Consider the following 22,953-nt stretch of genomic DNA (forward strand, 5'->3'; position numbering starts at 1 on the left):
ACACGGGTCCTCGTGACGACGACCCGGCGGGGCCTGGTCCCCGGCCTCGGGTGCGCGGTCGTCGCCGTCGGGCTGCTGGCGCTCCTGCCGCTCGTGGCGGACGGCGAGCCGGTCCCGGGCATCGAGGAGCGGGCGTGGTGGTTCCTGCTCGCCACGGTGCTGGTGCAGTCGGCCGCCGTGGTGGGGTCGCAGCGCAGACCGGAGCTGCTGCTCGTGGTCGCCGCGGTGCCCCTGCTCCCCGCGGTGGCCGCGCCCTCCGCGGGCTTCAGCGTGACGGCGGTCGGGGTCCTCGTCGGGACCTTCCTCGTCGTCCTGCACCTCCGTCCGCTGAGCCGGGCCGCGCTCGTCCTCGCGGCGGCCGTCCTGCTGGTCGGTCTGGGCCAGGCGGTGAACGACGGCGGGGCGGCGCCCGTCGCCGCCCTGCTCCAGGCGCTCGTCGTGGTCGGCCTGCCCGTCCTGCCCGCCCTGGTGGTGGCCACGCAGCGGGAGGCGCGGGAGGCCCGTCGTCAGGAGGTGCTCGCCCTGCGCCGCGAGCAGGAGGCCCTCGCCGCGGCCGTCGCGGCGCGGGAACGGACGGCGATGTCGCGGGAGCTGCACGACATCGCCGCCCACCACATGTCCGGGATCGCCGTCATGGCCGCCGCGCTCGGCCGCCTCGTCGAGACCGACCCGGACGCCGCGAAGCGGTCGGCGGCGCTCCTGCGCGACCAGAGCCGCGCCGTGCTCGACGACCTCCGGCGGGTCGTCGGCCTGCTGCGCGACGGACCGGACGCGGACCGCCCCACCGAGACCGTCGGCGCCGTCGCGGGCCTGGTGGCAGCGCGCCGGGAGGCCGGCGCGGACGTCGACCTCGTGCGGTCCGACGACGGCGCGGTCCCGGGCCCCCTGGCCCAGCTCGTCGTCTACCGGATGGTGCAGGAGTCCCTGGCGAACGCCGCCTCGCACGCGCCCGGGGCCCCGTGCTCGGTCACGGTGGCACGCCACGGGGACCGACTGTCAGTCACGGTCACGAACGACCCGTCGGACGACGTCGGTCGGGCGTCCGGCGGCGGCTTCGGGCTCGTCGGGATGGCCGAGCGGGCCCGGCTCGTGGGCGGGACGCTCGCGTACGGTCCGATCCCGTCGGGCGGCTGGGAGGTCCGGCTGACCGTCCCCGTCGAGGAGGACCCCGCGTGATCCGCGTGCTCGTGGCCGACGACCAGGCCCTCGTCCGGACGGGGCTGACGACCCTCCTCGCCGCGGAACCGGACCTGGAGGTGGTGGGGGCCGCGGCCGACGGCGACGAGGCGCTCGCGATGGCGCACGAGCTGGCCCCGGACGTCGTCTGCCTCGACATCCGCATGCCCGGGCGCACCGGCATCGAGGTGACCCGCGAGCTCACGGCCGGGACCCCGGTCCCGGTGCTGATCCTGACGACGTTCGACCTGGACGACTACGTCTTCGGAGCCCTCGAGGCCGGCGCGGCAGGCTTCCTGCTCAAGGACTCCGACCCGGCGACGATCGTGGCGGCCGTCCGGCAGGTCGCGGCCGGGCACGGAACCGTCGACCACACCCTGACCCGCCGCATCCTGCGCGAGTTCGTCGACCGTCGGCGGCTCCACCCGGTCTCCGCCGGTCGGGGCGACACCGTGCTCACGCCCCGCGAACGGGAGATCCTGGCGCTCCTCGCGCAGGGCATGTCGAACGAGGAGATCGCGGGGTCGCTCGTCGTCGAGGTGTCCACGGTGAAGTCGCACCTCGCCCGCATGCTGCCCAAGCTCGGCGTCCGGTCCCGGCTCCAGGCGGTGGTCTGGGCCTACCAGAATCACGTCGTCACCGTGTCCGACGACAGGTCCTGACGGTCCTCGGCGCGGTCGGGCAGCCCCAGCCGCCCCCGCGTCCCGATCACGACGAGGGCGGCCGCCACCGTCGCCGCGGCGGCCATCGCCTGCATCGAGCCGTCGCCGTCGATCGTCGGGAACATCTCGCCCCACAGGACCGACGCGGTGTTGTTGACGCTCACGTGGGCGAGCACGGCGACCGGGAGGCTCTCGCCGCTGCGGTTGAACAGCCAGGTGACGACGACGGTGAACGCGACGGTGAAGATCAGGAAGTTGAGCGGGCTGATCCAGGTGGTGTCCCGCCCGCCCCACTCGGTGAGGAACAGCGGCGCGTGCCAGAGCGCCCACACCGGCCCGAGCACGAACGAGGCCCGGAGCGCGCCGAGCCGGCCCTGGAGCCGGGGCAGGGCGAAGTCCCGCCAGCCCGGCTCCTCGGCCAGACCCGTCGTCACGACCTGGAGGACCAGCCCCGGGACGTACATCGCGAGCGCCGTCAGCGAGGGCGCCACGATCGCGCCGCCCGCCTGGGCGGTCCCCGCGACGAGCAGCACCGCGGGCACCCCGAGCAGCGCGATCGCGTACCACCGCCCGCCGACCCGCCAGCGCCCCATCCGACCGATCCACCGCCGCAGCCCGGGGCGGCCGTCGACCAGGGCGGTCACCAGGAAGGCCGACGCGATCGGCCCGAGGTAGGCGCCCGGCAGGACCCCGAGGATCTGGCTCGTCCCGAGCACCTCGGGGAAGCGGTACGCCCAGAGGCCGAGCCCGTTCTCCGAGAGGACGTACGGCGTCCAGGCCACCCAGCTCAGGGTGCAGGCGAGGACGAAGAAGCTGGTCAGCGGACGTCGGCGGAGGATCGTCATGACCGCGACGCTAGGAATCCGAGGGGCCCGGCCACGAGCGCCGGAGGAACGCACCACGCGGGTTGCATCGGAGGATGCAGGCGCCGGACCGCCCAGGCGCACTCGTCCTACCCGGTGAGTTCGGCGAACATCGCGGCGTACTCGGCCGAGGGCTCGATGGGCGTGATCACGTCGACGAGCACCGCGTCGGGGGCGGTGACGATGAAGTGGCGCTGCCCGAAGCCCTCGGAGCGTAGGTCGAGCGCGGCGGGAAGGCCGCCGCGCACGACGAGCCGCTCCCACTCGGCGTCGACGTCGTCGACCTCCAGGTTCAGCAGCAGTCCGCCCGCAGGGCGCCCGCGGTAGGCGTCGGGCACCGTCGGGTGCGTGGCGTCGACGAGGGCGAGCTCCCAGCTCGTACGGCGCAGGGAGACGTACCAGTCGGCCTCGAACGTCACGTCGAAGCCGAACCACGTGACGTAGAAGTCCCGAGCAGCCGCCACGTCGGAGCAGCAGAGCACGGGGTAGAGGCTGGTGAGCGACATGCGGACCTCCGTTGACGTACCATCGGTACGCGAAACCTATTCGCATACCGGTGGTACGTCAAGGAGGCCGGATGGGAGTGCGCGCGGACCAGAAGGAGCGGACCCGCGAGGCCCTGGTGACGGCGGGTCGCCAGCTCTTCGCCGAGCACGGCTACGCCGCCGTCGGCCTCAGCGCCCTGGTGGCCACGGCCGGCGTCACGAAGGGCGCGCTCTACCATCACTTCGACGGGAAGGCCGAGCTGTTCGAGGCCGTGCTCGCCCTGGTGCAGTCCGAGGTGGCCGCGGCCGTCGAGGTCGCAGCGGATGCGGAGGACGACCCGTGGGAGCAGCTCCGCGCGGGCTGCCGCGAGTTCCTCGTCGCGAGCACGGCCCCGGGGACGGCTCGCATCATGCTCGTGGACGGGCCGGCCGTCCTCGGCTGGAGCCGGTGGCGGGCGCTCGACGACGACGCCTCGGGGCGCCTGCTCGTCGGTGCGCTGCGTGCGGCGGTCGCGGCCGACCGCCTCGCCCCGGGCCCGGTGGAGCCGCTCGCCCACGTCCTCTCGGGCGCGCTGAACGAGGCGGCGCTGCGGCTCGCGGAGTCCGACTCCCCGGACCTCGGGGCGACGTGGGGCGCGATCGACCGGATCCTGACCGGTCTCGCGCGGTGATCAGTCGCTCATGTCGACGTTCTGGTCGACGATCGTCTGCCGGTGCGGGGTGACCCAGAGGATCACGCGCTCGGACTTGATCGCCTCCGGCGGGTAGTCCTTGCCGAAGTACTTCCGCGAGACCTCGTCGATGTGCGTGCGGGCCTCGTCGCCGGTGGTGAACTCGGTGACCTCGCCGCGCACCTCCGCGTAGCGGTGCGGATCGGCCTCGTCGCGGATGAGCACGGTGATCCGCGGGTCGCGCTGCAGGTTCTGGTAGCGCTTGCGATGCGTCTCGGTGTTCAGGACGAGCCGGCCGTCCTTGAGGCCGACCCACAGGATCTGCGTCTGGATCAGCCCGCTCGGCAGCATGGTCGAGACCGACGCGTAGTTCACCCCGGACGCCAGCTCGGTGGTCATCGGGTGCAGCTCGGGACCGTTGCGCGTGTCTGCCATGCGCGCGGGTGCCCGACGCCCCCGCCGACTACCCGGCCTGTGCGGTCGCCTCCTGCGCGACGACGAGCCGGTCCACCGACTCCCGCACGGCGCGCAGCTCGGTGACGACGGCGTCGAGCTGGGTCACGTTGGTGACCTTCAGTTCGGCCAGCACGCGCTCCAGCAGGGCGTTGGTGACGATCAGGGCGTCCTTGACGGGGGCGATCCCCGCGATGTCTCCGAGCACGGTTCCTCCTCGGTGCGACGATGTTGTCGGTACCGACGGTACCTGATACCTCGGGTTCACGCTTCCCCGCGGTCCGCCGCCCGCTTCCGTCGCTTGCCCTCGTGCATCGCCGCGACCCGCGCGACCGGGATCGTGTGGCCCTCCTCGATCAGGTCGGCCGGGATCGGTCGGGCCGCACCGAGGCGTTCGGTCCAGGTCGGGCCGGTGAGGAACCGGTCGGGCGTGGCGACCGTGATCTCGCCGGGCACGACGTCGTCCAGCTCGTCCCAGTCGAGCGGGCAGCTCACGGGCAGGCCCGGCCGCACGCGGGGGCTGTAGGCCGCGACGACGGTGGCGCCACCGGCCCGGGTGGCGTCGAGGAACACCTTGCCGCCGCGGTCGGCCTTGATGAACGCCGTCGTCGTGGTGTCCGGCTCGTGGCGTTCGGCGCGCGCGGCGACCGCCCGGGTCGCGGCGTGCACGTCGGCCATCTCGGCGGGCCCGATCGGCGTGACGACGTGCAGTCCCTTCGCTCCCGACGTCTTCACCGCGGGCTCGAACCCGGCCTCCTGCAGCACCCGGCGCACCGCGCGGGCCGCGGTCACCACGGGCGTGAGGTCGGCGCCCTCGGGCGGGTCGAGGTCGAGGACCAGGTGGGTCGCGGTCCACGGCTCGTCCGCGGTGGCGAGCGGGACGTGGTACTCGATCGCGCGCTGGTTGCCGAACCACAGCAGCGTCGCGCGGTCGGCGGCGAGGGCGTAGTGGACGTCGCGCTGGGAGCTCTCGGACCAGAACGTGACCGAGCGGATCCAGTCCGGCGCGCCCTTGGGCAGGTTCTTCTGCATGAACCGCTGGTCGCCGCGGGCGCGCACCACCGACAGCGGCCGGTCGGCGAGCAGCGGGAGCATCCGCTCCGCGACCGCGTCGAGGTGGTCCACGAGCTGCCGCTTCGTCACCGGGTCACCGGCGAGCAGCGGCTGGTCGAGGTGGGTCAGCCCGACGCCGTCGCGCGTCTCGTCCGGTTCGCTCGCCACCCGAGGAACCGTGGCGGGGAGGACGGACCGGGTCAAGCCGTGGTCAGGTCGATCCGGTAGCGGGTGAGCGCCAGGGCCGCGTGCGCCGAGGGCGGCGGCGCGTCGTCCGCCACCACGCACGCGGCGAGGGCCGCGCGCAGGGCCGGTTCGTCGAGGTCGTGCCCGATCAGTACCAGCCGCGCGCCCCGGGTGTCGCGGCGCCCCGGCGCGGGGCGCACCCGGATGGCGGTGCCGACCGTCTGCACCTCCCAGACGTCGGGGGTCTCGTCGAAGCCCTCGCCCCCGGTGTCGGGGATCCGCACGATGCCCTTGATCCGCACCACGCCGCGCGGCCCGGACTCCAGGAACGCGGCGAGCCGGCCGGCGTCCAGCGGACGCTCCGAGGTGAACGACACGCTGGAGGCCGCCACGTGCGGGTGCTCGCCGTCGGCCTCGCGGAGCAGCGCGTCCAGGGTCAGCTGCGACGGCTGCGGACGGCGGACCGGGTCGACCAGCAGCGCCGGGTCCAGCGCCCCGTGCGAGGTCCCGACGACGGCGCCGGGCGCCGCCGCCCGCACCTCGTCGAGCGCCACCGCACCGCACCGGTCCAGCCCGTTCACGACGGCGAGGTCGGCCAGGCGGGCGTGCTCGAGGTCCGGCGCGCACGCGTCCAGCACCGCGACCAGCCCGCCGTACACCGCGTGCGGGTCGTGCGACGCGAGCAGCAGCCGCACCAGCTCGCGGGGCTCGGCGAGACCGCTGGCCTCCACGACGACGAGGTCCAGACCCGCCGCGGGCGACACGAGGTCGGCGAGCACCCCCGACAGCCCGTCGGCGTCGGTGACGCAGCACAGGCACCCGTTCGCCAGCGACGTCACCGACGAGGCCTGCCCCGCGACCAGCATCGCGTCGATCCCGAGCGCGCCGAAGTCGTTCACCACGACCCCGATCCGCACCCCGTCCGCGTGCCGCAGCAGGTGGTTGACCAGCGATGACTTCCCGACGCCGAGATGGCCCGCGACGAGCACCACCGGCACGGTCCGCACTGTCACGGTCACCGAGCATAGGGTCGGTGATCGTGCTCCCCCTGGAAGGCATCCGTGTCCTGGACCTGTCGCGGGTGCTCGCCGGCCCCTTCGCGACGCAGTGGCTCGGTGAGATGGGCGCCGACGTGGTCAAGGTCGAGCCGCCGAACGGCGACGACACCCGCGGCTGGGGTCCGCCGTACCTGGGCGAGGAGTCGCTCTACTTCCTGTCCACGAACCGCAACAAGCGCGGGATCGTCCTGGACCTCGCGTCCGAGCAGGGCCAGGAGGCCGCCCGCCGCCTCGCCGACCGGGCGGACGTCCTCGTCGAGAACTTCCGCCCCGGCACGCTCGAGCGGTGGGGCCTGGACTTCACCACGCTCGCCGCCCGCAACCCCCGGCTCATCCACGTCGCCATCTCCGGCTTCGGGCAGACCGGCCCGTACCGCGACAAGCCCGGCTACGACGTCCTCGGCCAGGCCATGGGCGGCATCATGAGCCTCACCGGCGAGCCGGACGGCCCGCCGACGAAGATCGGGCTGCCCGTCGCGGACCTGAACGCGGGCACCTGGGCGATCATCGGCGTGCTCATGGCCCTCCAGGCCCGCCACACCACGGGCCGCGGCCAGTACCTCGACGTCTCGCTGCTCGACGCGCAGACCGTCTGGCACACCTGGGCCGCGCAGCACGTCTTCCACGACGCCCCGCGGGCCCGGCGGATGGGCGCGGCGCACCCGACGGTCGTCCCCTACCAGCCGATGGCCTGCGCGGACGGCACGCTCGTCGTCGCGGTCGGGAGCGAGCGGCTGTGGCGGCGGTTCTGCACCGTGCTCGGCCTGGACCACCTCGCCGACGACCCCCGGTTCGCGACGACGGGTGAGCGCTCGGCCCGGCGCGACGAGCTGATGGCGCTCGTCGAGGAGGTCATGACGACGCGCCCCGTGGCGCACTGGGCGGCGGAGTTCGAGGCGGCCGGGGTGCCGTGCGGCCCGATCAACACCCTCGACGACCTCTACGCCGACCCGTGGTCGCACGAGCGCGGCCACCACGTGACCCTGGACCACCCCGGGGTCGGCACCTACCGCGGCACCGACTTCCCGGTGCACGCCTCCGGCGAGGCCGCGACCCCGCCGGCGCCGCAGTCCCCGCCGCCCACCTTCGGACAGCACACGGCCGAGGTGCTGCGCGAGCTCGGCTACACCGACGCCGAGATCGACCGCTTCTGAATGAGCCGCGCCGCGAGGACCGCGCCCACACCGGAGAGGACCACGATCGCGACGAGGTAGGCGGACGCGCCGGCCATGCCGAGCGGCGACGCGAGCAGCAGCGTCGTCAGGATCGGGGCGAGGGCCCCGCCGGTGATCGAGCCGAGCTGGTAGCCGACGGACGCGCCGCTGTAGCGGACCTCCGCCGGGTAGGCCTGCGCGGCCAGCGCCCCGGACGGGCCCCACATCGGCGCGGACGCCCACCGCGCCCCGGCGACGGCGAGCGCGGTGAGCACCAGCGAGGCGGACGCGAGGAGCGGGAGGAAGACGGCCATGACGACGGCGGTCGCGACGGCCCCGCCCAGGATCGTGCGCGAGAGCCCCCACCGGTCCGCCGCCGCGGAGAACCACAGGATGATCGGCACCTCGAGCACGGCGACGACCAGCACGATCGCGATCAGCCCGGTCCGCGGCATCCCGTAGGCGCTGGCGCCGTACTGGATGGAGAACGTCGCCGCCATGTAGCCGACGCCGGTGATGCCGGTGAACAGCGCGATCCCGCACAGCACCTGGGGCAGGTGGTGGCGCAGCACGCCCGCGATCGGCAGGACCATGGAGTCGCCGCGCGAGCGCACCGCCGAGAACTCCTCCGACTCGGCCACCTGCAGCCGCACCCACAGGCCCACGGCGACGAGCAGCGCGGACGCCAGGAACGGCACGCGCCAGCCCCACGAGGCGAAGGCCTCGGGGGACAGACCCGCCGTGAGGACGAGGAAGACCGCGTTCGAGGCGATCAGCCCGATCGGGACGCCGAGCTGCGGGAAGCTGCCGTAGAACGAGCGCTTCCCGCCGGGCGCGTGCTCGGTGGACAGCAGCACCGCGCCGCCCCACTCGCCGCCCACCGCGAAGCCCTGCACGAGGCGCAGCACCACCAGCAGCACCGGGGCGGCGACGCCGATCGTGGCGTAGGAGGGCAGCAGGCCGATCAGGAAGGTGGCCACGCCCATCGTCACGAGCGTGATGACCAGCGTGTTCCGCCGCCCCACCCGGTCGCCGAGGTGACCGAACAGCACGCCGCCGATCGGGCGGGCGATGAACCCGACCGCGAACGTGCCGAACGCGGCGAGGCTGCCGGCGAGCGGCGAGGAGCCGGGGAAGAACTGCGGGGCGAACACGGTCACGGCCGCGAGCCCGTAGATGTAGAAGTCGTACCACTCGATGCTGGTGCCGACGAGGCTCGCGAGCGCGACCTTCCTCGGGGACGTCGTCATCGGGCCTCCTGGAGTCGGACGGGGACGGACGCGAAGCCGCGCAGCCAGTTGGAGAGACGGGGGACGGACTCGCCGGCGGGCTCGATCCGCTCGACGCGGCGCACGAGCTCGCCGAGCAGCGCGGCCGCCTCCATCCGGGCGATCGCCTGTCCGACGCAGTTGTGAACCCCGGCGCCGAAGGTGACCGCCCCGGCCGTCCGGAAGGCGTCGAAGGCGTCGGGCCCGTCGAAGCGGCGCGGGTCGCGGTTGGCGGCCCCGAGGCAGAGCAGGACGCGGGCGTCGGCGGGCAGCGTCACGCCGTCGAGCGCGACGGCGCGCGTGGTGGTGCGGCCGATGACGGGGCTCGGGGTGTGCAGCCGCATGCCCTCCTCGAACACCGCGCGGAGGCGGGAGGGATCGGCGCGCAGCAGCGCCCAGACCTCGGGGCGGCGGGCGAGCTCGTGGATCACCGAGGCGAGGGCGAGCACCGTCGTGTCGATGCCGGCGGACAGGAACGAGCGCACCAGCAGCCCGGCGTCGGCCTCCGTGATGTCGCCGCGGTCGGCGTGCGCGTAGATCGCGGCACCGATCCCGTCGTCGGAGAGGGCCTCGCGGCGCATCTGCCACGTGACGTACTCGCGGGCGGTCGCCCACTCCCCCGCGCCGAGGGCCGCACCCCGCTCCGCGGCGTCGCGCAGCGCGCCCGGCGGGCCCATGGACTCGAAGTTCAGCGCCGCGTAGGGCAGCAGGTGGTCGCGGCCCTCCGGCGCCATCCCGACCGCGTCCGGCAGCACGGTCAACGGGAACCGCTCCGCGATCCCGGCCGCGTCGAGCTCCCCCCGGGCGCAGGCCTCGTCGACCAGCTCCGCCGCGACCGCGGCAAACCGTTCCTCCAGTCCGGCCAGGGCCCGCGGGGAGAGGACCCGGTTCATCACCCGGCGGGCGGCGTCGTGCTCGGGCGGGTCGGTGTCGAGCAGGATGCTCGGCGGGCGCCACCCCTGGCCGCGGCGGATGTCGGCGAGGCCGGTCCCGGCGGCCGAGGAGAACGTCGCGGCGTCGCGGAAGGCGGCCGCCACGTGGGCGTGCCGGCCGGTCGCGTACAGGCCGTGCGCGGGGAGGAACACCGCGGGCGCCGTCTCGCGGATCGCGGTGTCGGCGGGCAGCGGGTCGGCGAGGACCTCGAGCGCGAACGGGTCGAGGGTGAGCGCGGGCGCGTCGACGCACGGCGGTTCGACTCCGGGCATGCTGCGCGACGCTGCTCCGCCCGGGGTGAACCGGACAAGCAGGTCACCGCCAGGCGGAAACCGGATCCCGAGGAGCACCATCAAGGAACCTTGTGATCCAGCTCTCCGGAAGGACACAATCGGCCGGATGACCCGACGCACCGCAGCGAGTCGTGTCCTGGACGTGCTGGGCGCCTTCGGCCCCGACCACCGCGCCCTGTCGCTCTCCGAGATCGCCCGACGGGCCGAGCTGTCGCTGTCCACCACGCACCGCCTCGTCGGCGAGCTGCTGTCGTGGGGCGGACTCGAGCGCGGCGCGGACGGGCGCTTCTCGGTCGGCCTGCGGCTGCTGGAGCTCTCCGCGCTGGCCCCGCGGGGTCTCGGGCTGCGCGAGGTCGCGTTCCCGCACCTGGACGACCTCCACCGCGCCACCGGCGGCAACGTCCACCTCGGCGTCCGCGACGGCCACGAGGTGGTCTACGTGGAGGCGCTCCGGTCGCGGGGCACCGCGCAGGTGTCCAGCCGGGTCGGCGACCGGTGGCCGCTGCACGCGACCGGCACCGGCCTGGTGCTGCTGGCGCACGCGGACCCGGGCGACGTCGACGACGTCCTCGCCCGGCCGCTCGCCCGCTACACCGCCCGGACCAGCACCGACCCGGAGGCCCTGCGCCGGCACCTGGCGCGGGTGCGCCGGGACGGGGTCGCGGTGCTGCGCGGCCAGATCACCGACGACGCGATGGCGGTCGCGGTGCCGGTCCGCGACCGGACGGGGGAGGTCACCGCGGCGCTGAGCCTGGTGGTGCGCGACGACGAGGCCGGGCCCGGCGGGCTGCCCGCACTGCTCACGGCCGTGGCCGCCCGGATCCGCCGGTCGCTGACCGCCGGACCGACCGCGATGGGCGCCGGCGCCGCGGTCCGGCCGGTGGAGCGGGCGCTGCGGGTCGGCTGAGGGCCTACCGCGGGGAGCGGCGGAGCGCGTCGTCGGGCGACACGCGGGGCGCCGGGACCGGGGCGCGACCGGCGGCGTCCGCCCACGCGGCGAGGGCGGCGCGGTAGAACGCCCAGCGCACCTCGTCCTGGGTCATGTCCTGGGTCATGTCCTGGCTCATGTCCACCGGCACGTCCAGCGGCGTCGTACTCACGTTCAGCCCCCTCGAGCGCTCCGTTCGTCCCCCGGCCCGTCGCGCAGAGTTCCACGGTGGTGCGCCCTACCGGTGGGTCATCACCCGTTCGCCACACACTCCGGGTACTGAGCGTTCACCCCCGCAACGATCGCACCCGCAGCGACCGGAGCCGGTTCACCGCCGCCGCCACCTCGTGACGCCGCGGCAGGGCGAGGTCGGCCGGGTCCCGCGGGCCGTCGCGCAGGGCGTCGACGCCCTCCCGCGCGACCTGGGCGTCCAGCAGGTCGAGGCCCTCGGCGAGGGTGATCGTGCCGTCGAGGACGTGGTCGCCGAGCAGCGCCATCGCCCGCCCGATCCCGGTCACCTGCGAGCGGTCGACGACCTGCTCCACCGCGGCGAGGTCGACGTCGTCCTCGCCGAAGGTCAGGGTGTCCACCCCGCGGGCGGTGATCCGCCGCTTGCCCTGCCGACCGGACGGGTCGAGCGAGCCCGGGTCGACCACGCGCGCGGTGACCGCCGGGAACCCGGAGTGCTCCTGGGTCCGGCCCGGGGTCGACGCGGCGATGTCGTGCGCCTGCTCCGTGACCTCGCTCGCCACGTAGGACGACATCATGATCACGGTGTCGGCGACGCCCAGGTAGTCCCCGGACCCGCCCATGACCAGCACCGAGGACACCCCGCGCTCCGCGTGCAGCGGGCGGATGCGCTCCACGAACGGCACCAGCGGCTCCGTGGCGATGAGCTGCTGCATGCGGGCGTCGCGGATCATCATGTTGGTCGCCGACGTGTCCTCGTCCACCAGCAGGACGCCCGCGCCGGCCTCGATCGCCTCCACCATCGACGCGGCCTGGCTGGTCGAGCCGGACGCGTTCGTCGTCGAGAAGTCGTCGGTCGGTTCACCCGACGGCAGGTGCGAGACGAACGCGGACACGTCGCTGCGCACCACGCTGCGCCCGTCCTCGGCGCGCACCTTGACCGCGTCCGCCCGCGCGACGACCTGCTCGCGCCCGTCGCCCGGCCCGTGATCGTGCACGCCCGCCTCGATCGCGCGGAGCAGCGTCGACTTGCCGTGGTAGCCCCCGCCCACGATCAGCGTCACGCCCTCCGGTACCCCCATCCCGACGACGGGTCCGGCGTTCGGCGTGTCCAGGGTGACCTCGAGGCTCTCCGGCGCGGTGAAGGCGGTCGCCCGCTCGAGCGGGCGGTCGTCGATCCCGGAGCGGCGCGGCAGCACCGCCCCGGTCGCCACGAACGCGACGAGCCGACGGTCGGCGAGGGCGTCGCGCAGGGCGACCGCGTCCTCGACGGTCTCGGCGAAGCGGACCGCCGCAGCACGCTCGTCGTCGGGAAGGTCGGTCCAGCGCAGAGTGGCGACGGCCGCCGGCAGCGTCTCCCCCAGCAGCGTCGCGGCCTCCCGGCCCAATATCCGGCGCTTCGGCCCGGGCAGCGGCGCGCCCAGCTCGATCACGACGGTGCCGTCCTCGCGGACCTGCCCGGCGGTGCGCGCGAGCACCTGCTGCCCGCCGGCGTCGACCTGCAGCGGGGAGCCGCGCAGTGCGCCGCGTAGACGGCGCAGCAGGAACGTGGCGTGGGCGCGGCGGCGGTCGGGGGTGCGGGTCAGCTCCTCGGGCGCGGCACCGGGCAGCGTGACGCGGACCCGCGACGGCGGGGCGAACGGGTCGGCCTGGGCGCGGACGATCTCGAGGGACCCGCGTTCTCCCCCGTCGCTGCGCTCGCCCCGGTCCGGCAGGTCCCAGGCGCCGGCGAGGGACTTGTAGCGTCCGTAGCTCTGCCCGTCGAGGTCGCGGAGGGTCTGGGCGAGATCACGACGGGCCATGGGCGGCAGAGTGCCCAGCGGCCGTGGCGGACATACTGGGGACCGTGATCGTCGTGCTCGCCTGGGTGCTCGGCCTGGCCGCCCTGGGCTGGGCGGCCTGGTGCGCGGTGTCGGCCGTGGTGGACCAGGCCCCGACCTACCACCACCGGCTCGCGCTGGTGGGCCTCGAGGTGCTGGGGCTGGTCCAGGCGGTGGTCGCGGTGGTGCTCCTGGTGGTGTCGCCGGGGCGGTCGGGCGGGGCGGTCGCGGAGATCGTCGGGTACCTGATCGCGCTGGTCGTCGTGCTGCCGATCGGGGCGGCCCTGGCCTACGGCGAGCGCACCCGGTACGGCTCGGTGGTGCTGGCGATCGCGGGGTTCACGTTCGCGGTGCTCGTGCTGCGGACGACGCAGGTGTGGGAGGCCACCGGTGTCTCCTGAGCGGCGGTTGAACAGCGGCCCGGGCAAGGTGCTGCTCGCGGTCTACGTCCTGTTCGCGATCTCGGCCGGGGCGCGGTCGGTCTACCAGCTCGCGACGCAGTTCTCCGTCGCGCCGCTGGCGTACCTGCTGTCCGCGTTCTCGGCCGCGGTCTACGTCGTGGCGGCGGTGGCGATCGGACGGCGGTGGCGGCGGCTCGCGCTGGTCGCGGTCTGGATCGAACTGGTCGGCGTGCTCGGCGTCGGGCTGTTCACGCTGCTCGTGCCGCAGGACTTCGCGGACGAGACCGTCTGGAGCGACTTCGGCGTCGGCTACGGGTTCTTCCCGCTGATCCTGCCGATCCTGGGACTGCTCTGGTTGTTCCGATCTACCGATCGGTCCTGATACCGTACTCGTGTGACCACGCACACGCTGTCCCTCCCCGGCGTCGACCTCGTCTACGACCTCCTCGGCGCCTCCGAGGGGCGGCCCCTGGTGATGATCGGCCAGCCCATGTCCGCCGAGGGCTTCCACGCCCTCGCCGAGCAGCTGCCGGAGCGGCGCGTCGTGCTGTACGACCCGCGCGGGCTCGGTCGGTCGGTGCGGACCGACGGGATCGACACCAGCGTGCCCGAGGTCCAGGCGGAGGACCTGCACGCGCTGGTGGGGTCGATCGACGCCGGGCCGGTGGACGTGCTCGCCTCCAGCGGCGGCGCGATCACGGCGCTGGCGTGGGTGACGGCGTACCCGGACGACATCGCGACGCTCGTGGCCCACGAGCCGCCGCTGATCGGTGAGCTGCCCGACGCCGAGGCGGCGGAACGGGGCTACGACGGGTTCCGTCGGGCGTACGCCGAGCGCGGGTGGGGCGCCGGGATGGCGGCGTTCATCGCGTACACCTCCTGGTCCGGCGAGTACACCGAGGACTACTTCGCGCAGCCCGCGCCCGACCCGGCGATGTTCGGGATGCCGACCGAGGACGACGGGTCCCGCGACGACCCGCTGCTCAGCGACCGCTCGCTCGCGGTCGTCCGGTACCGCCCGGACGCCGACGCGCTGCAGGCCGCCCCCACCCGGGTGCTCCTCGCGGTCGGCGAGGAGACCGGCGACACCTTCACCGGCCGCACCACGCGGGCGCTCGCGCAGCGGCTGGGACAGGACGTGGTCGTCTTCCCCGGCGGCCACGGAGGCTTCGGCGCCGAGGAAGGCCCGTGGCCCGGGCAGGCGAAGGCGTTCGCGGTGCGGCTGCGGGAGGTCCTGGAGTCCTGACGGGCATGGCGAGTGCGACATGGCGCAGGTCCGCGGGCCCGGGAACCTGCGGGATGTCGCACTCGGGCCGTCGGCGCGCCGACCGCCCCTGAGCGAGTGCTGCACCAGGCAGGATCCGACGCCGCCGAACCTGCCCCATGTCGCACTCGGGGCCGAGCTCAGCCCAGCCCGGTGCCCTCCACGCCGCGACGCCAGTAGCCGTCGAGGTCGATCCACTCGGTGGGCAGCAGGTCGCGGAGCCGGCGGCGGACCGGGCGCAGGGCCGACGCCTCGGCGCCCATCCACACGAGGCCCTCCCCCTCGGGGCGTTCCCACGCCGCGACCGCGTCACCGAGCAGCGAGGTCGTGCCCGGCTCGGCGCCGTCGCGGTGCAGCCACGTCACCTCGATACCGGCCGGGCCCGGCAGCGACTGCTCCTCCCCTGCATCGGCGACCTCGATGAACACCGTGCCCACGGCGTCGTCGGGAAGACCCCGCAGCCAACGGCCGAGGGCGGGCAGCGCCGTCTCGTCGCCGCCGAGGAGGTACCAGTCGCGGGGGTCGTGCACCACCGAGGAGCGCGGTCCCCACAACCACAGCGCCCCCGACGGGTCCTCCACCCACGAGCCGGCGAGCCCGTGGCCGTGCCGCACGAAGTCGACCTCGACGACGCCGTCGGCCACCGACCGCAGCGTGTACTCCCGGTAGGCCCGCGGCCGTCCGGGAGCCGGGGCGACGAGGCCGCGCGGGCCGATCTCCGGGCGGTCGGGCTCCGGACCCGACGTCGGGAAGAAGAGCTTGGCGTGGTCGGTGGGGCCGGAGACCGGCAGCGCGTCGACCTCGCCGGCCAGGCGGACGCGGCGCATCCGCGGGGTGACGTCCGCGACGCCGACGACCTCGACCCGCACCGGCTCGACGTCGTCGTGGGCCTGCTGGGAGATCACGGGAGCGTTGCGCACGACCATGCGGCCATGCTGACACCGGGCGTCACCCCCGTGCCCAGGACGGGTCGTCCGCACCCAGCTCGTGCGCCGGCGCCGCCCAGATTCCGCCGAAGACGGGCGGCGGCACCTCCACGCGGCCCAGGGACTGACGCACCGGCTCGACCGCATCCGCCGTCGTGACCAGCTCCGGGTGCGCCCACAGCCACTCGGCGGTGCGGGCCAGCGAGAGCTCGCGGACCGACCCGCCGCGCGTGGCCCGCTCCGCCAGCCCGAGCAGGGCGGACGCCGCGGTCAGGTAGCCGGTCGCGTGGTCGAGCGCCTGGGCCGGCAGGGCGCCCGGGCGCTCGTCGGAGCCGCAGGCGACCGCGATGCCCGACGCGGCCTGGACGATCGAGTCGAACCCGCGGCGTCCCGCCCACGGCCCGGTCCAGCCCCACGCATCGAGGCGCACGACGACGAGCCCCGGACGGCGCGCGAGCAGCGCCTCCGGCTCCAGCCCGAACGCGTCGAGGGCGCCCGGCCGGTACCCGGTCACGACGACGTCGGCGGTGTCGATCAGCTCGCGCAGCCGCGGGTCGGCGGCGTCGAGGATCGTCGTGCGCTTCCCGAGACCGGTGTCGAGGTGCTGGGCGGGGAGCTCGGGCATCGTCGGCGGGTCGACGCGCAGCACGTCGGCACCGGTCAGCGCGAGGGTGCGGGTGGCCACCGGGCCCGCGATGACGCGCGTGAGGTCGAGGACCCGCGGGGGCCGGTCGACGACGACCGCGGGCCGCTCGGTGCGCCGGATCGCCACCAGCGGCTCGCCCGCCACGGCCCGTCCCGGCGCGGACGGCGACCACGCGTCCCGGTCGCGCACGGCCACCGCGATCCCCCCGCTCCCGACGACGAGCTCCTCGGTCTCGAGCGCGGGACGGGCGGCGATCGCGTCGGCCACCCCGTCCTCGGCCGCCTCGCCGTCGGGGACGGCGAGGGCGGCCAGCAGGCGCGCGCGGTGGTGCGGGTAGTTCGCGTGGGTGCGCACCCAGCCGTCGGCAGCGGGCCAGAACCCGGACAGTGGGGCGAACCCGCCCGGGGCGACGCCGTCGACACGGAGCAGCTGGTCGGCCCGGAACGAGCTCCCGACGCGGGCGAGGTCGATCCGGGGTGCCCGGTCCCCGGCCGCTCCCGCCGCACACGCCACCGCGCCGAGTGCGAGCGCCTCGACCGGCAGCGGGCACGCGAGGCCGGTGGACGGGCCGACCCACTCCGGCACGGGCGGTGGTACCGCCGCGTCGAGGTGGGTCCAGAGGTCCCGCAGGGCGAGGTCGGCGGCGTGCACCGCTCGAGAATGCGCCTTCCATGACGTCCGGTGTCAGCATGGCCGCAGTGCTGACAGGAAGGAGAGCGCGGGACATGAGCGACCTCGGTGACACGCTGACCGCCGCCCTCGGCGCGGCGAACGTCCTCGACGGCACCTCCGACGCCGCCCGCGACCTCGCCCACGACGAAGCGCTCGCGGTCGGCCACGGCACCCCTGCGTTCGTCGTGCGCCCCGGCAGCACCGCCGACGTCGTCGCGATCCTCGACGCCGCCCGGGCCACCGGGACGCCCGTCGTCGCGCGGGGCTCGGGCACGGGGCTGTCCGGGGGTGCGAACGCCCCGGACGGCGCGGTCGTCGTCGCGTTCGACCGGCTGACCGACGTGGTCATCGACGACCTCGACCACGTCGCCGTCGTCGGGCCCGGCGTCACCCTGGAACAGCTCGACGCCGCCGCCCGCGCCCACGGGCTGACCTACCCGGTGCGCCCGGGCGAGCAGAGCGCGTCGCTCGGCGGCACCGTCGCCACGAACGCCGGCGGGATGCACGCGGTGCGGTACGGGGTGACGCGGGCGCACGTCGTCGGGCTCGAGGCCGTGCTCGCGGACGGCACCGTGGTGCGAGCCGGCGGGCGGCTCGCCAAGGTCTCGGCCGGCTACGACGTGGTGCAGCTGCTCACCGGCTCCGAGGGCACACTGGCGCTGATCACCGAGGTCACGGTGCGCCTGCAGCCCCACCTGCCGGTCCGCCGCACCGTCCTGGCCCCGTTCGCCGACCTCGCCACGACCACCGCCGCCGTCGCCCGCGTCGTCGGGAGCGGGCTCGCACCCGCGCTGTGCGAGTACCTGGACGACCCGACGATGGACGCGATCTGCGCCGCGGCCGACCTCTCGCTCGGCGTCCCGGACGAGGTCCGCGCGCGGGCCGACGCCTACCTCGTCGTCGAGCTCGTCGGCCGCCGCGCGGACCGTGTCGAGGAGGACCTCGCCGAGCTCGGCGAGCTCCTCACCGCGGCCGGCGCCCCCGACGTCTACGTCCTGCCCGAGGGCTCGGCGCGCCGGCTGGTCGAGGCGCGCGAGCAGACGTTCTGGACGATCAAGGCCCGCGGCGCCGACGAGATCGTCGACGTCGTGGTGCCGCGCTCCGTGATGGCGGACTTCCTGACGGCGGCCCGCGCGGCCGGCTCCCGGTACGGGTCGACCGTCCTGGGCTGCGGGCACATCGGCGACGGCAACGCGCACCTCGCGGTCTTCCAGCCCGACCCGGACGCCCTGCACGCCACCCTGCACGACGTGCTCGCCGCCGGGGTCGCGCTCGGCGGCGCGGTGTCCGGCGAGCACGGCGTCGGGCGGGCCAAGGCCGCCGCGCTGGCCGAGCTCGGCGACCCGGGGGCGCTGGAGGTCGTGCGCCGGGTCCGGGCGGCGTTGGACCCGCACGGCCTGCTGAACCCGGGGTGCTCCGTGTCCTGACGAGGGCCCCGACGCCCGGACCCGATCGGCGGCGCCGGTAGCGTGGCCGTCCGTGGGCATGCGCTCGACGGCGGTCGCCCGCGGCGTGGTGTTCCAGGTCGCGGCCAAGTTCTCCGGGCTGCCCCTCTCGATCATCACGCTGTCGGTGGTCACGAACTACCTGGGGCAGGGCGGCTACGACGTCCTCGCGGCGGCGGTGGTGTTCGCGGGCGCGTTCGAGGCGCTGACCGAGCTCGGGATCGGCACGATCGTGGTCCGCCGCGTCGCCGGGCGCGGCGAGGACCTCGAGTCCCTGGTCGCGATGAACATCGGGTTCTCGACGATCTACGCGCTCCCGCTGGCGGCCCTGGTCGCGGGCGCCGGGTTCGTCATCTACTCCGGCGACCCGGTCGCCCAGGCCGCCACCGCGATCATCGCCGCCGGGCTCGCCGCGACCACCGTCTCCAACACCTTCGAGCCGGTCTTCGACGTGCGGGTGCGCTACTCCTCGGCCGCGTCCGCGGAGTTCCTGTCCTACGTGATCACGCTGGGGGCGGCGCTCGGGATCGCGCACTTCGACCTGGGCCTGCTCGCGATGTGCGTCGTGCAGATCCTCCCGCAGTGCCTGCGCCTGGGCATCCAGTGGTGGGGGGCGTCGCGGCTGATCCGCATCTCGTGGAAGCCGTCGTTCTCGGGCTCACTGGGCCTGCTGCGCGAGGCCCTGCCGATCACGATCATCAGCATCATCGGCGTCGCCTACTGGCGCGCGGACGGCCTGGTCCTGACCGCCCTCGGCGGGCCCGGCGAGATCGGCGCCTACTACCTGGCGCTGCGGATCGCCTTCACGCTCTCGCAGATCTCCAAGGTCTTCGAGCGGTCGGTGCTGTCCACGGTCAACGAGGCCTTCGCCGAGAACCGCGAGCGCTTCGCCGAGGCCATCGACCGCGGCTACCGGTTCCTGATCCTCATCGGGCTGCCGGTCGCCGCCCTCGGCTGGGCGCTGTCGGACCGGATCGTCGCCCTGGTCGGCAACGAGGACTTCGTCCCGACGACCGGTCCGGTGCTGGCCCTGTTCTTCGTCGCGGTCGCGATGACGTTCCTGTCCGCGATCGTCTCCGACGGCCTGATCGCCGCCGACGAGGGGCGCTACCTGACGACGATGTCGACGATCAACCTGGGCATCAACATCGTCGGGAACATCATCCTGGTGCCGCACCTGGGTGCCGTGGCCTGCGCGATCATGCTGATCGTCACCGAGACGATCGGGGTGGCGGCCTCGCAGTGGCGGCTGCGGCGCTGGGGCGTGCACGCGATCCCGCTCGGCTACATCGCCCGCCTGCTGCCCGCCGCGGCGCTGGCGCTCGGGGCGATCGAGCTCACGTCCTCGCTGCCGCTGATCGTGCCGCTGGTGCTGGGCGGCGTCGCCTACCTCGGCGGGGCGCTGCTCATGGGCGCGATCCCCCCGGCCCTGCGGAACGCGCTCATCGGTGCCCTGCGCCCGCAGAGCCTCGACCGCATGGAGGCCGACCACGCGGACCGGGCCGACGGCGCGGCCGCCCGCGAGGTCGACGACGCCCTCGACGCCCCGACCACGGTCATCCCGGCGCTGTGGCCACGGTCCATGGCCGGCACCCTCGACGCCCCGACGACGGAGCTGAACGCCGCCCTGCTCGAGACGATGCGGATGCGGGCGCTCCAGACGAAGTACGTCGACCTGGAGATCCGTCGGCCCTAGGTGGCTCCGCCTCGTGAGTACTTCCGGTGGCTATGACCGCCGCAAGTACTCACGAGGCGTCAGCCACCTTGAGGGCCGGGCGGTCCGGGTGGTCGGCCAGCACGACGATCTCCGCCAGCGACTCGGGGTCGACCTCGTCGACGTAGCGCGCGTAGGCCGGCAGCGTCCACGCCTCGTCGTCCGGGGTCTGCCGGCGCAGCGCCCCCGCCGAGAGCGCCACGTGCACCTCGAGCTCCGCCGGCAGGCCGCGCCCGAGCAGCAGCGGGCCGTCGACGAGCAGCACGCCGCCCGGCGGGAGGTCGACCCGGGCCGCCCGCGTGGCCCGGTCCGTCGCCACGTCCCAGAACGTCGGCAGGACCGGCTTCCCGACGGCGGCCGGCGCCAGGACCTCGCGGACGAGGGTGCCGGCGTCGAGCCAGTCGTCGTAGAAGGCGTCCGGGTCGGTGCGCCCCCGCTCGAGGCGTACCGACGCCGGCTTGAGGAAGTCCCACGCCGACACCCGCAGGACCGGCCGCGACAGCCGCTGCAGCCGGTCCACCAGCCCGTCGGCCCAGCGGTCGGGCCGGGCGGCCGCCGCCCCGTCGAGCAGCACCCGCACCGACCCGCCGTCGGGACGCCGCAGTCCGTGCACCGTCTCGGTGAGCCGGTCGAGCAGGGCGTCCGGGCTGAGGGGGGCGATCGTCATCGCCGCCAGCATGCCCGATGTGCGAGTGGCGCCATCCTGACGTCGGGCGTCAGCAACGGGCCATGGCTGACGCCCGGGCGCCGCCTCAGGTCCTCGCCGACTCCCCCTCGACCACCGGGACGGACGAGCCGTCCTCGGAGTGCTGGTCGTACTCGTCCGGCGGCCGCGGGTGCATGGTCGCCAGGGCGATCAGCGAGACCACCGCACAGCCGATGATGTAGATCGAGATCCAGAACGTGCCCCCGGTCGACGCGAGGACGGCCGTCGCGATCAGCGGGGCCGGCCCGCCCGCCGTGATCGACGCCAGCTGGTAGCCCAGGCCGGCCCCGGTGTAGCGCACGCCGGTGCCGAACGACTCCGAGATCAGCGCCGCCTGCGGGCCGTACATCATGTCGTGGAAGACCAGGCCGAGGACCATCCCGAGGATCACCAGGCCGCCCGCCCGCGTGTCCAGCAGCGCGAAGTACGGGAACGCGTACAGCCCGGTCAGCACCACCCCGGCGCCGTAGACCAGGCGACGCCCGAGGACGTCGGAGAGCCACCCGAAGAACGGCACGCTGACGATGCCGATCAGGGCCGCGACGATCAGGTAGAGCAGCAGGTCGGACCGCTCGAGGTCCAGCTGCTGCGTGCCGTAGACCAGCACGAACGAGGTGAACAGGTAGAACGGCGCCTGCTCGGCGGTGCGCACGAACAGCGCCTTGAGCACGTCGCGCCACTGGTGGCGGAACGTGTCGACCAGCGGCAGCTTCGCCACCGCGCCCTGCGAGCGGACGGCCGCGAACGCGGGCGACTCGAGCACCGTCAGCCGCACGAACAGCCCGATCCCGATCAGCACGACCGACGCGATGAACGGCCAGCGCCACCCGCCGTCCAGGAAGTCCGGGCCCGCGAAGTACCAGACGACGAACGTGCCGAGGGCGAGCCCGATCGGGACGCCGGCCTGCGGCCACGCCGCCATCAGCCCGCGCTGGCGCCGGTGGCCCCACTCCATCGCCATCAGCACGGAGCCGCCCCACTCACCGCCGACGCCGATGCCCTGCAGGATGCGCAGGATCGTCAGCAGGATCGGGGCCCAGACGCCGATCGAGTCGTAGGTGGGCAGCAGGCCGATGATCACGGTCGCCCCACCCATGATCAGCAGGGTGGCGACCAGGGAGTACTTGCGGCCGATCCGGTCGCCGTAGTGGCCGAAGATCGCCGCGCCGAGGGGGCGGGCGGCGAACCCGACGAACTGCGTCGAGAAGGCGAGCAGGACACCGCCGGACGCGGAGTCGTTGAAGAACAGCGGGCCGAAGACGAGGGCGGCCGCGGTGTTGTAGAGGAAGAAGTCGTACCACTCGATGGTGGTCCCGACGGTGCTCGCGACCACGGCCCGCCGTTTGAGACGCCGTCGGGAGGCAGGATCGTTCAGCTGGGCTGCTGCAGCATCGGCCATGGCAGAGCATGGTGCGCGTCACACCCACACGTGGCAACGCCTCACGTCACCGAGCGGAACGATCAGATCACCGAGAAGCGGTCCGTCAGCTGCTCGCCGTCCGACCGGCTGATCACGCAGGAGACCAGACGGCCGCCGGACGACCCGGACGCGGTCCCGTTCGGCTCGTCGAACACCGCCTGGCCCGGGATCACCGCGGTCACCTCGAGCGCGGACTTGTCGACCCCGCTCGACGAGGGCGCCACCTGTCCCGAGGCCACCACCACGGCGCAGAACGCCCGGCCGTACTCCGCGAGCGCGGCCTCGCCGGGGTAGGAGACCTCGCGGCTGGAGTTCAGCGGCGTCCCGGTCCCGACCACCTCGATGTCGTGCGCGTCGCCGCACGGCGCGTTGCTCGCGTCCGTGTAGCTGGCGCCGGCGCCCATCCGGCCGCTGGCGCACTGCCCGTCGAACAGCGTGAACGCGGGCAGGTCGCCGCCCGGGCCGAACGTGTAGACGGCCGGCTCGGAGGAGAACGGCCGCCACCCGCCCACCAGCGCCCCGGCGGCGAACACCACCAGCACCAGCACGACCGCCGCCACCCCCGTC

Annotated in this window: 25 protein-coding genes; 10 read left to right on the top strand and 15 right to left on the bottom strand. The window is 74.6% G+C overall.

Annotation, left to right across the window (positions count from 1 at the left end):
* Window positions 1-12 precede the first annotated feature (12 nt).
* Together WCD74_RS13450 and WCD74_RS13455 are read left to right on the top strand one after the other, a co-directional pair.
* A complete protein-coding gene (locus tag WCD74_RS13450; protein ID WP_337695338.1) occupies window positions 13-1,176 on the top strand; it encodes a sensor histidine kinase in 1,164 nt (387 codons plus the stop codon).
* Window positions 1,173-1,838 (top strand): response regulator, encoded by a 666-nt coding sequence (locus WCD74_RS13455; protein ID WP_337695339.1) that lies wholly within the window; start codon window positions 1,173-1,175, stop codon window positions 1,836-1,838. Before WCD74_RS13450 ends, WCD74_RS13455 begins: the two co-directional genes overlap by 4 nt.
* On the opposite strand, the gene WCD74_RS13460 is transcribed toward WCD74_RS13455, so the two are convergent.
* Both WCD74_RS13460 and WCD74_RS13465 read right to left on the bottom strand, forming a co-directional pair.
* Window positions 1,805-2,683, bottom strand: coding sequence for a CPBP family glutamic-type intramembrane protease (locus WCD74_RS13460; protein ID WP_337695340.1), 879 nt, complete (start codon window positions 2,681-2,683; stop codon window positions 1,805-1,807). The two genes, WCD74_RS13455 and WCD74_RS13460, sit on opposite strands and share 34 nt — an antisense overlap.
* Window positions 2,684-2,790: 107 nt before the next feature.
* Window positions 2,791-3,207, bottom strand: a complete 417-nt coding sequence (locus WCD74_RS13465) for a VOC family protein (protein WP_337695341.1) — start codon at window positions 3,205-3,207, stop codon at window positions 2,791-2,793.
* A gap of 71 nt (window positions 3,208-3,278) precedes the next feature.
* On the opposite strand from WCD74_RS13465, the gene WCD74_RS13470 reads away from it, so the two are divergent.
* Complete coding sequence (locus WCD74_RS13470; RefSeq protein ID WP_337695342.1) at window positions 3,279-3,857, top strand: TetR/AcrR family transcriptional regulator; 579 nt, start codon at window positions 3,279-3,281, stop codon at window positions 3,855-3,857.
* On the opposite strand, the gene WCD74_RS13475 is transcribed toward WCD74_RS13470, so the two are convergent.
* Genes WCD74_RS13475 through WCD74_RS13490 form a run of 4 tightly spaced genes read right to left on the bottom strand, consistent with a single transcriptional unit; the run spans window position 3,858 to window position 6,562 of the window.
* On the bottom strand, window positions 3,858-4,292 hold the full coding sequence (locus WCD74_RS13475; protein WP_337695343.1) for a TIGR03618 family F420-dependent PPOX class oxidoreductase: 435 nt from the start codon (window positions 4,290-4,292) through the stop codon (window positions 3,858-3,860).
* 28 nt (window positions 4,293-4,320) lie between these two features.
* Entirely contained in the window at window positions 4,321-4,518 is a 198-nt protein-coding gene (locus WCD74_RS13480) for a hypothetical protein (RefSeq protein WP_337695344.1), read from the bottom strand.
* Window positions 4,519-4,574: 56 nt separating this feature from the next.
* A complete protein-coding gene (locus tag WCD74_RS13485) occupies window positions 4,575-5,531 on the bottom strand; it encodes a DNA polymerase domain-containing protein (protein ID WP_337695345.1) in 957 nt (318 codons plus the stop codon).
* Window positions 5,532-5,563: 32 nt separating this feature from the next.
* Window positions 5,564-6,562: a CobW family GTP-binding protein gene (locus WCD74_RS13490; protein WP_337695346.1), complete on the bottom strand. Its 999-nt coding sequence runs from the start codon at window positions 6,560-6,562 to the stop codon at window positions 5,564-5,566.
* Between the two features lie 20 nt (window positions 6,563-6,582).
* On the opposite strand from WCD74_RS13490, the gene WCD74_RS13495 reads away from it, so the two are divergent.
* Window positions 6,583-7,761 (top strand): CaiB/BaiF CoA transferase family protein, encoded by a 1,179-nt coding sequence (locus WCD74_RS13495; RefSeq protein ID WP_337695347.1) that lies wholly within the window; start codon window positions 6,583-6,585, stop codon window positions 7,759-7,761.
* Here WCD74_RS13495 and WCD74_RS13500 read toward each other — a convergent pair.
* Both WCD74_RS13500 and WCD74_RS13505 read right to left on the bottom strand, forming a co-directional pair.
* Window positions 7,731-9,011, bottom strand: a complete 1,281-nt coding sequence (locus WCD74_RS13500; RefSeq protein ID WP_337695348.1) for an MFS transporter — start codon at window positions 9,009-9,011, stop codon at window positions 7,731-7,733. The genes WCD74_RS13495 and WCD74_RS13500 overlap by 31 nt on opposite strands.
* Window positions 9,008-10,234, bottom strand: coding sequence for a cytochrome P450 (locus WCD74_RS13505; RefSeq protein ID WP_337695349.1), 1,227 nt, complete (start codon window positions 10,232-10,234; stop codon window positions 9,008-9,010). Before WCD74_RS13505 ends, WCD74_RS13500 begins: the two co-directional genes overlap by 4 nt.
* Before the next feature lie 127 nt (window positions 10,235-10,361).
* Between WCD74_RS13505 and WCD74_RS13510 the strand changes: the two genes are divergently transcribed.
* The gene (locus tag WCD74_RS13510; RefSeq protein WP_337695350.1) at window positions 10,362-11,162 is read left to right on the top strand and encodes an IclR family transcriptional regulator; all 801 of its coding nucleotides are present in this window, start codon (window positions 10,362-10,364) and stop codon (window positions 11,160-11,162) included.
* A gap of 4 nt (window positions 11,163-11,166) precedes the next feature.
* On the opposite strand, the gene WCD74_RS13515 is transcribed toward WCD74_RS13510, so the two are convergent.
* Window positions 11,167-11,355, bottom strand: coding sequence for a hypothetical protein (locus WCD74_RS13515; RefSeq protein WP_337695351.1), 189 nt, complete (start codon window positions 11,353-11,355; stop codon window positions 11,167-11,169).
* A gap of 115 nt (window positions 11,356-11,470) precedes the next feature.
* Window positions 11,471-13,174, bottom strand: a complete 1,704-nt coding sequence (locus WCD74_RS13520) for a P-loop domain-containing protein (protein ID WP_337695352.1) — start codon at window positions 13,172-13,174, stop codon at window positions 11,471-11,473.
* A gap of 44 nt (window positions 13,175-13,218) precedes the next feature.
* Between WCD74_RS13520 and WCD74_RS13525 the strand changes: the two genes are divergently transcribed.
* From WCD74_RS13525 to WCD74_RS13535, 3 genes are read left to right on the top strand one after another with little or no spacing between them, the layout of a single operon-like run.
* A complete protein-coding gene (locus WCD74_RS13525) occupies window positions 13,219-13,593 on the top strand; it encodes a hypothetical protein (RefSeq protein WP_337695353.1) in 375 nt (124 codons plus the stop codon).
* Window positions 13,583-13,975 (top strand): hypothetical protein, encoded by a 393-nt coding sequence (locus WCD74_RS13530; RefSeq protein ID WP_337695354.1) that lies wholly within the window; start codon window positions 13,583-13,585, stop codon window positions 13,973-13,975. Before WCD74_RS13525 ends, WCD74_RS13530 begins: the two co-directional genes overlap by 11 nt.
* 12 nt (window positions 13,976-13,987) lie before the next feature.
* Complete coding sequence (locus tag WCD74_RS13535; RefSeq protein WP_337695355.1) at window positions 13,988-14,839, top strand: alpha/beta fold hydrolase; 852 nt, start codon at window positions 13,988-13,990, stop codon at window positions 14,837-14,839.
* A gap of 158 nt (window positions 14,840-14,997) precedes the next feature.
* Here WCD74_RS13535 and WCD74_RS13540 read toward each other — a convergent pair whose 3' ends face one another.
* Entirely contained in the window at window positions 14,998-15,783 is a 786-nt protein-coding gene (locus WCD74_RS13540) for a siderophore-interacting protein (RefSeq protein WP_337695356.1), read from the bottom strand.
* A gap of 22 nt (window positions 15,784-15,805) precedes the next feature.
* Window positions 15,806-17,080: a CoA transferase gene (locus tag WCD74_RS13545; RefSeq protein WP_337695357.1), complete on the bottom strand. Its 1,275-nt coding sequence runs from the start codon at window positions 17,078-17,080 to the stop codon at window positions 15,806-15,808.
* A 74-nt stretch (window positions 17,081-17,154) separates the two neighbouring features.
* Between WCD74_RS13545 and WCD74_RS13550 the strand changes: the two genes are divergently transcribed.
* Both WCD74_RS13550 and WCD74_RS13555 read left to right on the top strand, forming a co-directional pair.
* Window positions 17,155-18,528, top strand: coding sequence for an FAD-binding oxidoreductase (locus tag WCD74_RS13550; protein ID WP_337695358.1), 1,374 nt, complete (start codon window positions 17,155-17,157; stop codon window positions 18,526-18,528).
* A 58-nt stretch (window positions 18,529-18,586) separates the two neighbouring features.
* Entirely contained in the window at window positions 18,587-20,242 is a 1,656-nt protein-coding gene (locus WCD74_RS13555) for an oligosaccharide flippase family protein (RefSeq protein ID WP_337695423.1), read from the top strand.
* Window positions 20,243-20,291: 49 nt separating this feature from the next.
* Here WCD74_RS13555 and WCD74_RS13560 read toward each other — a convergent pair whose 3' ends face one another.
* From WCD74_RS13560 to WCD74_RS13570, 3 genes are all read right to left on the bottom strand, one after another.
* Window positions 20,292-20,927, bottom strand: a complete 636-nt coding sequence (locus WCD74_RS13560; protein ID WP_337695359.1) for a nucleoside/nucleotide kinase family protein — start codon at window positions 20,925-20,927, stop codon at window positions 20,292-20,294.
* A gap of 85 nt (window positions 20,928-21,012) precedes the next feature.
* Window positions 21,013-22,365 (bottom strand): MFS transporter, encoded by a 1,353-nt coding sequence (locus WCD74_RS13565; protein WP_337695360.1) that lies wholly within the window; start codon window positions 22,363-22,365, stop codon window positions 21,013-21,015.
* Between the two features lie 62 nt (window positions 22,366-22,427).
* Window positions 22,428-22,946 carry a hypothetical protein gene (locus tag WCD74_RS13570; RefSeq protein ID WP_337695361.1) on the bottom strand — a complete coding sequence of 173 codons (519 nt, stop codon included), beginning with the start codon at window positions 22,944-22,946 and terminating at the stop codon, window positions 22,428-22,430.
* Window positions 22,947-22,953: the final 7 nt, after the last annotated feature.

Origin of the sequence: Actinomycetospora aurantiaca (assembly GCF_037401875.1) — a bacterium.
Taxonomy (GTDB): Bacteria; Actinomycetota; Actinomycetes; order Mycobacteriales; family Pseudonocardiaceae; genus Actinomycetospora; species Actinomycetospora aurantiaca.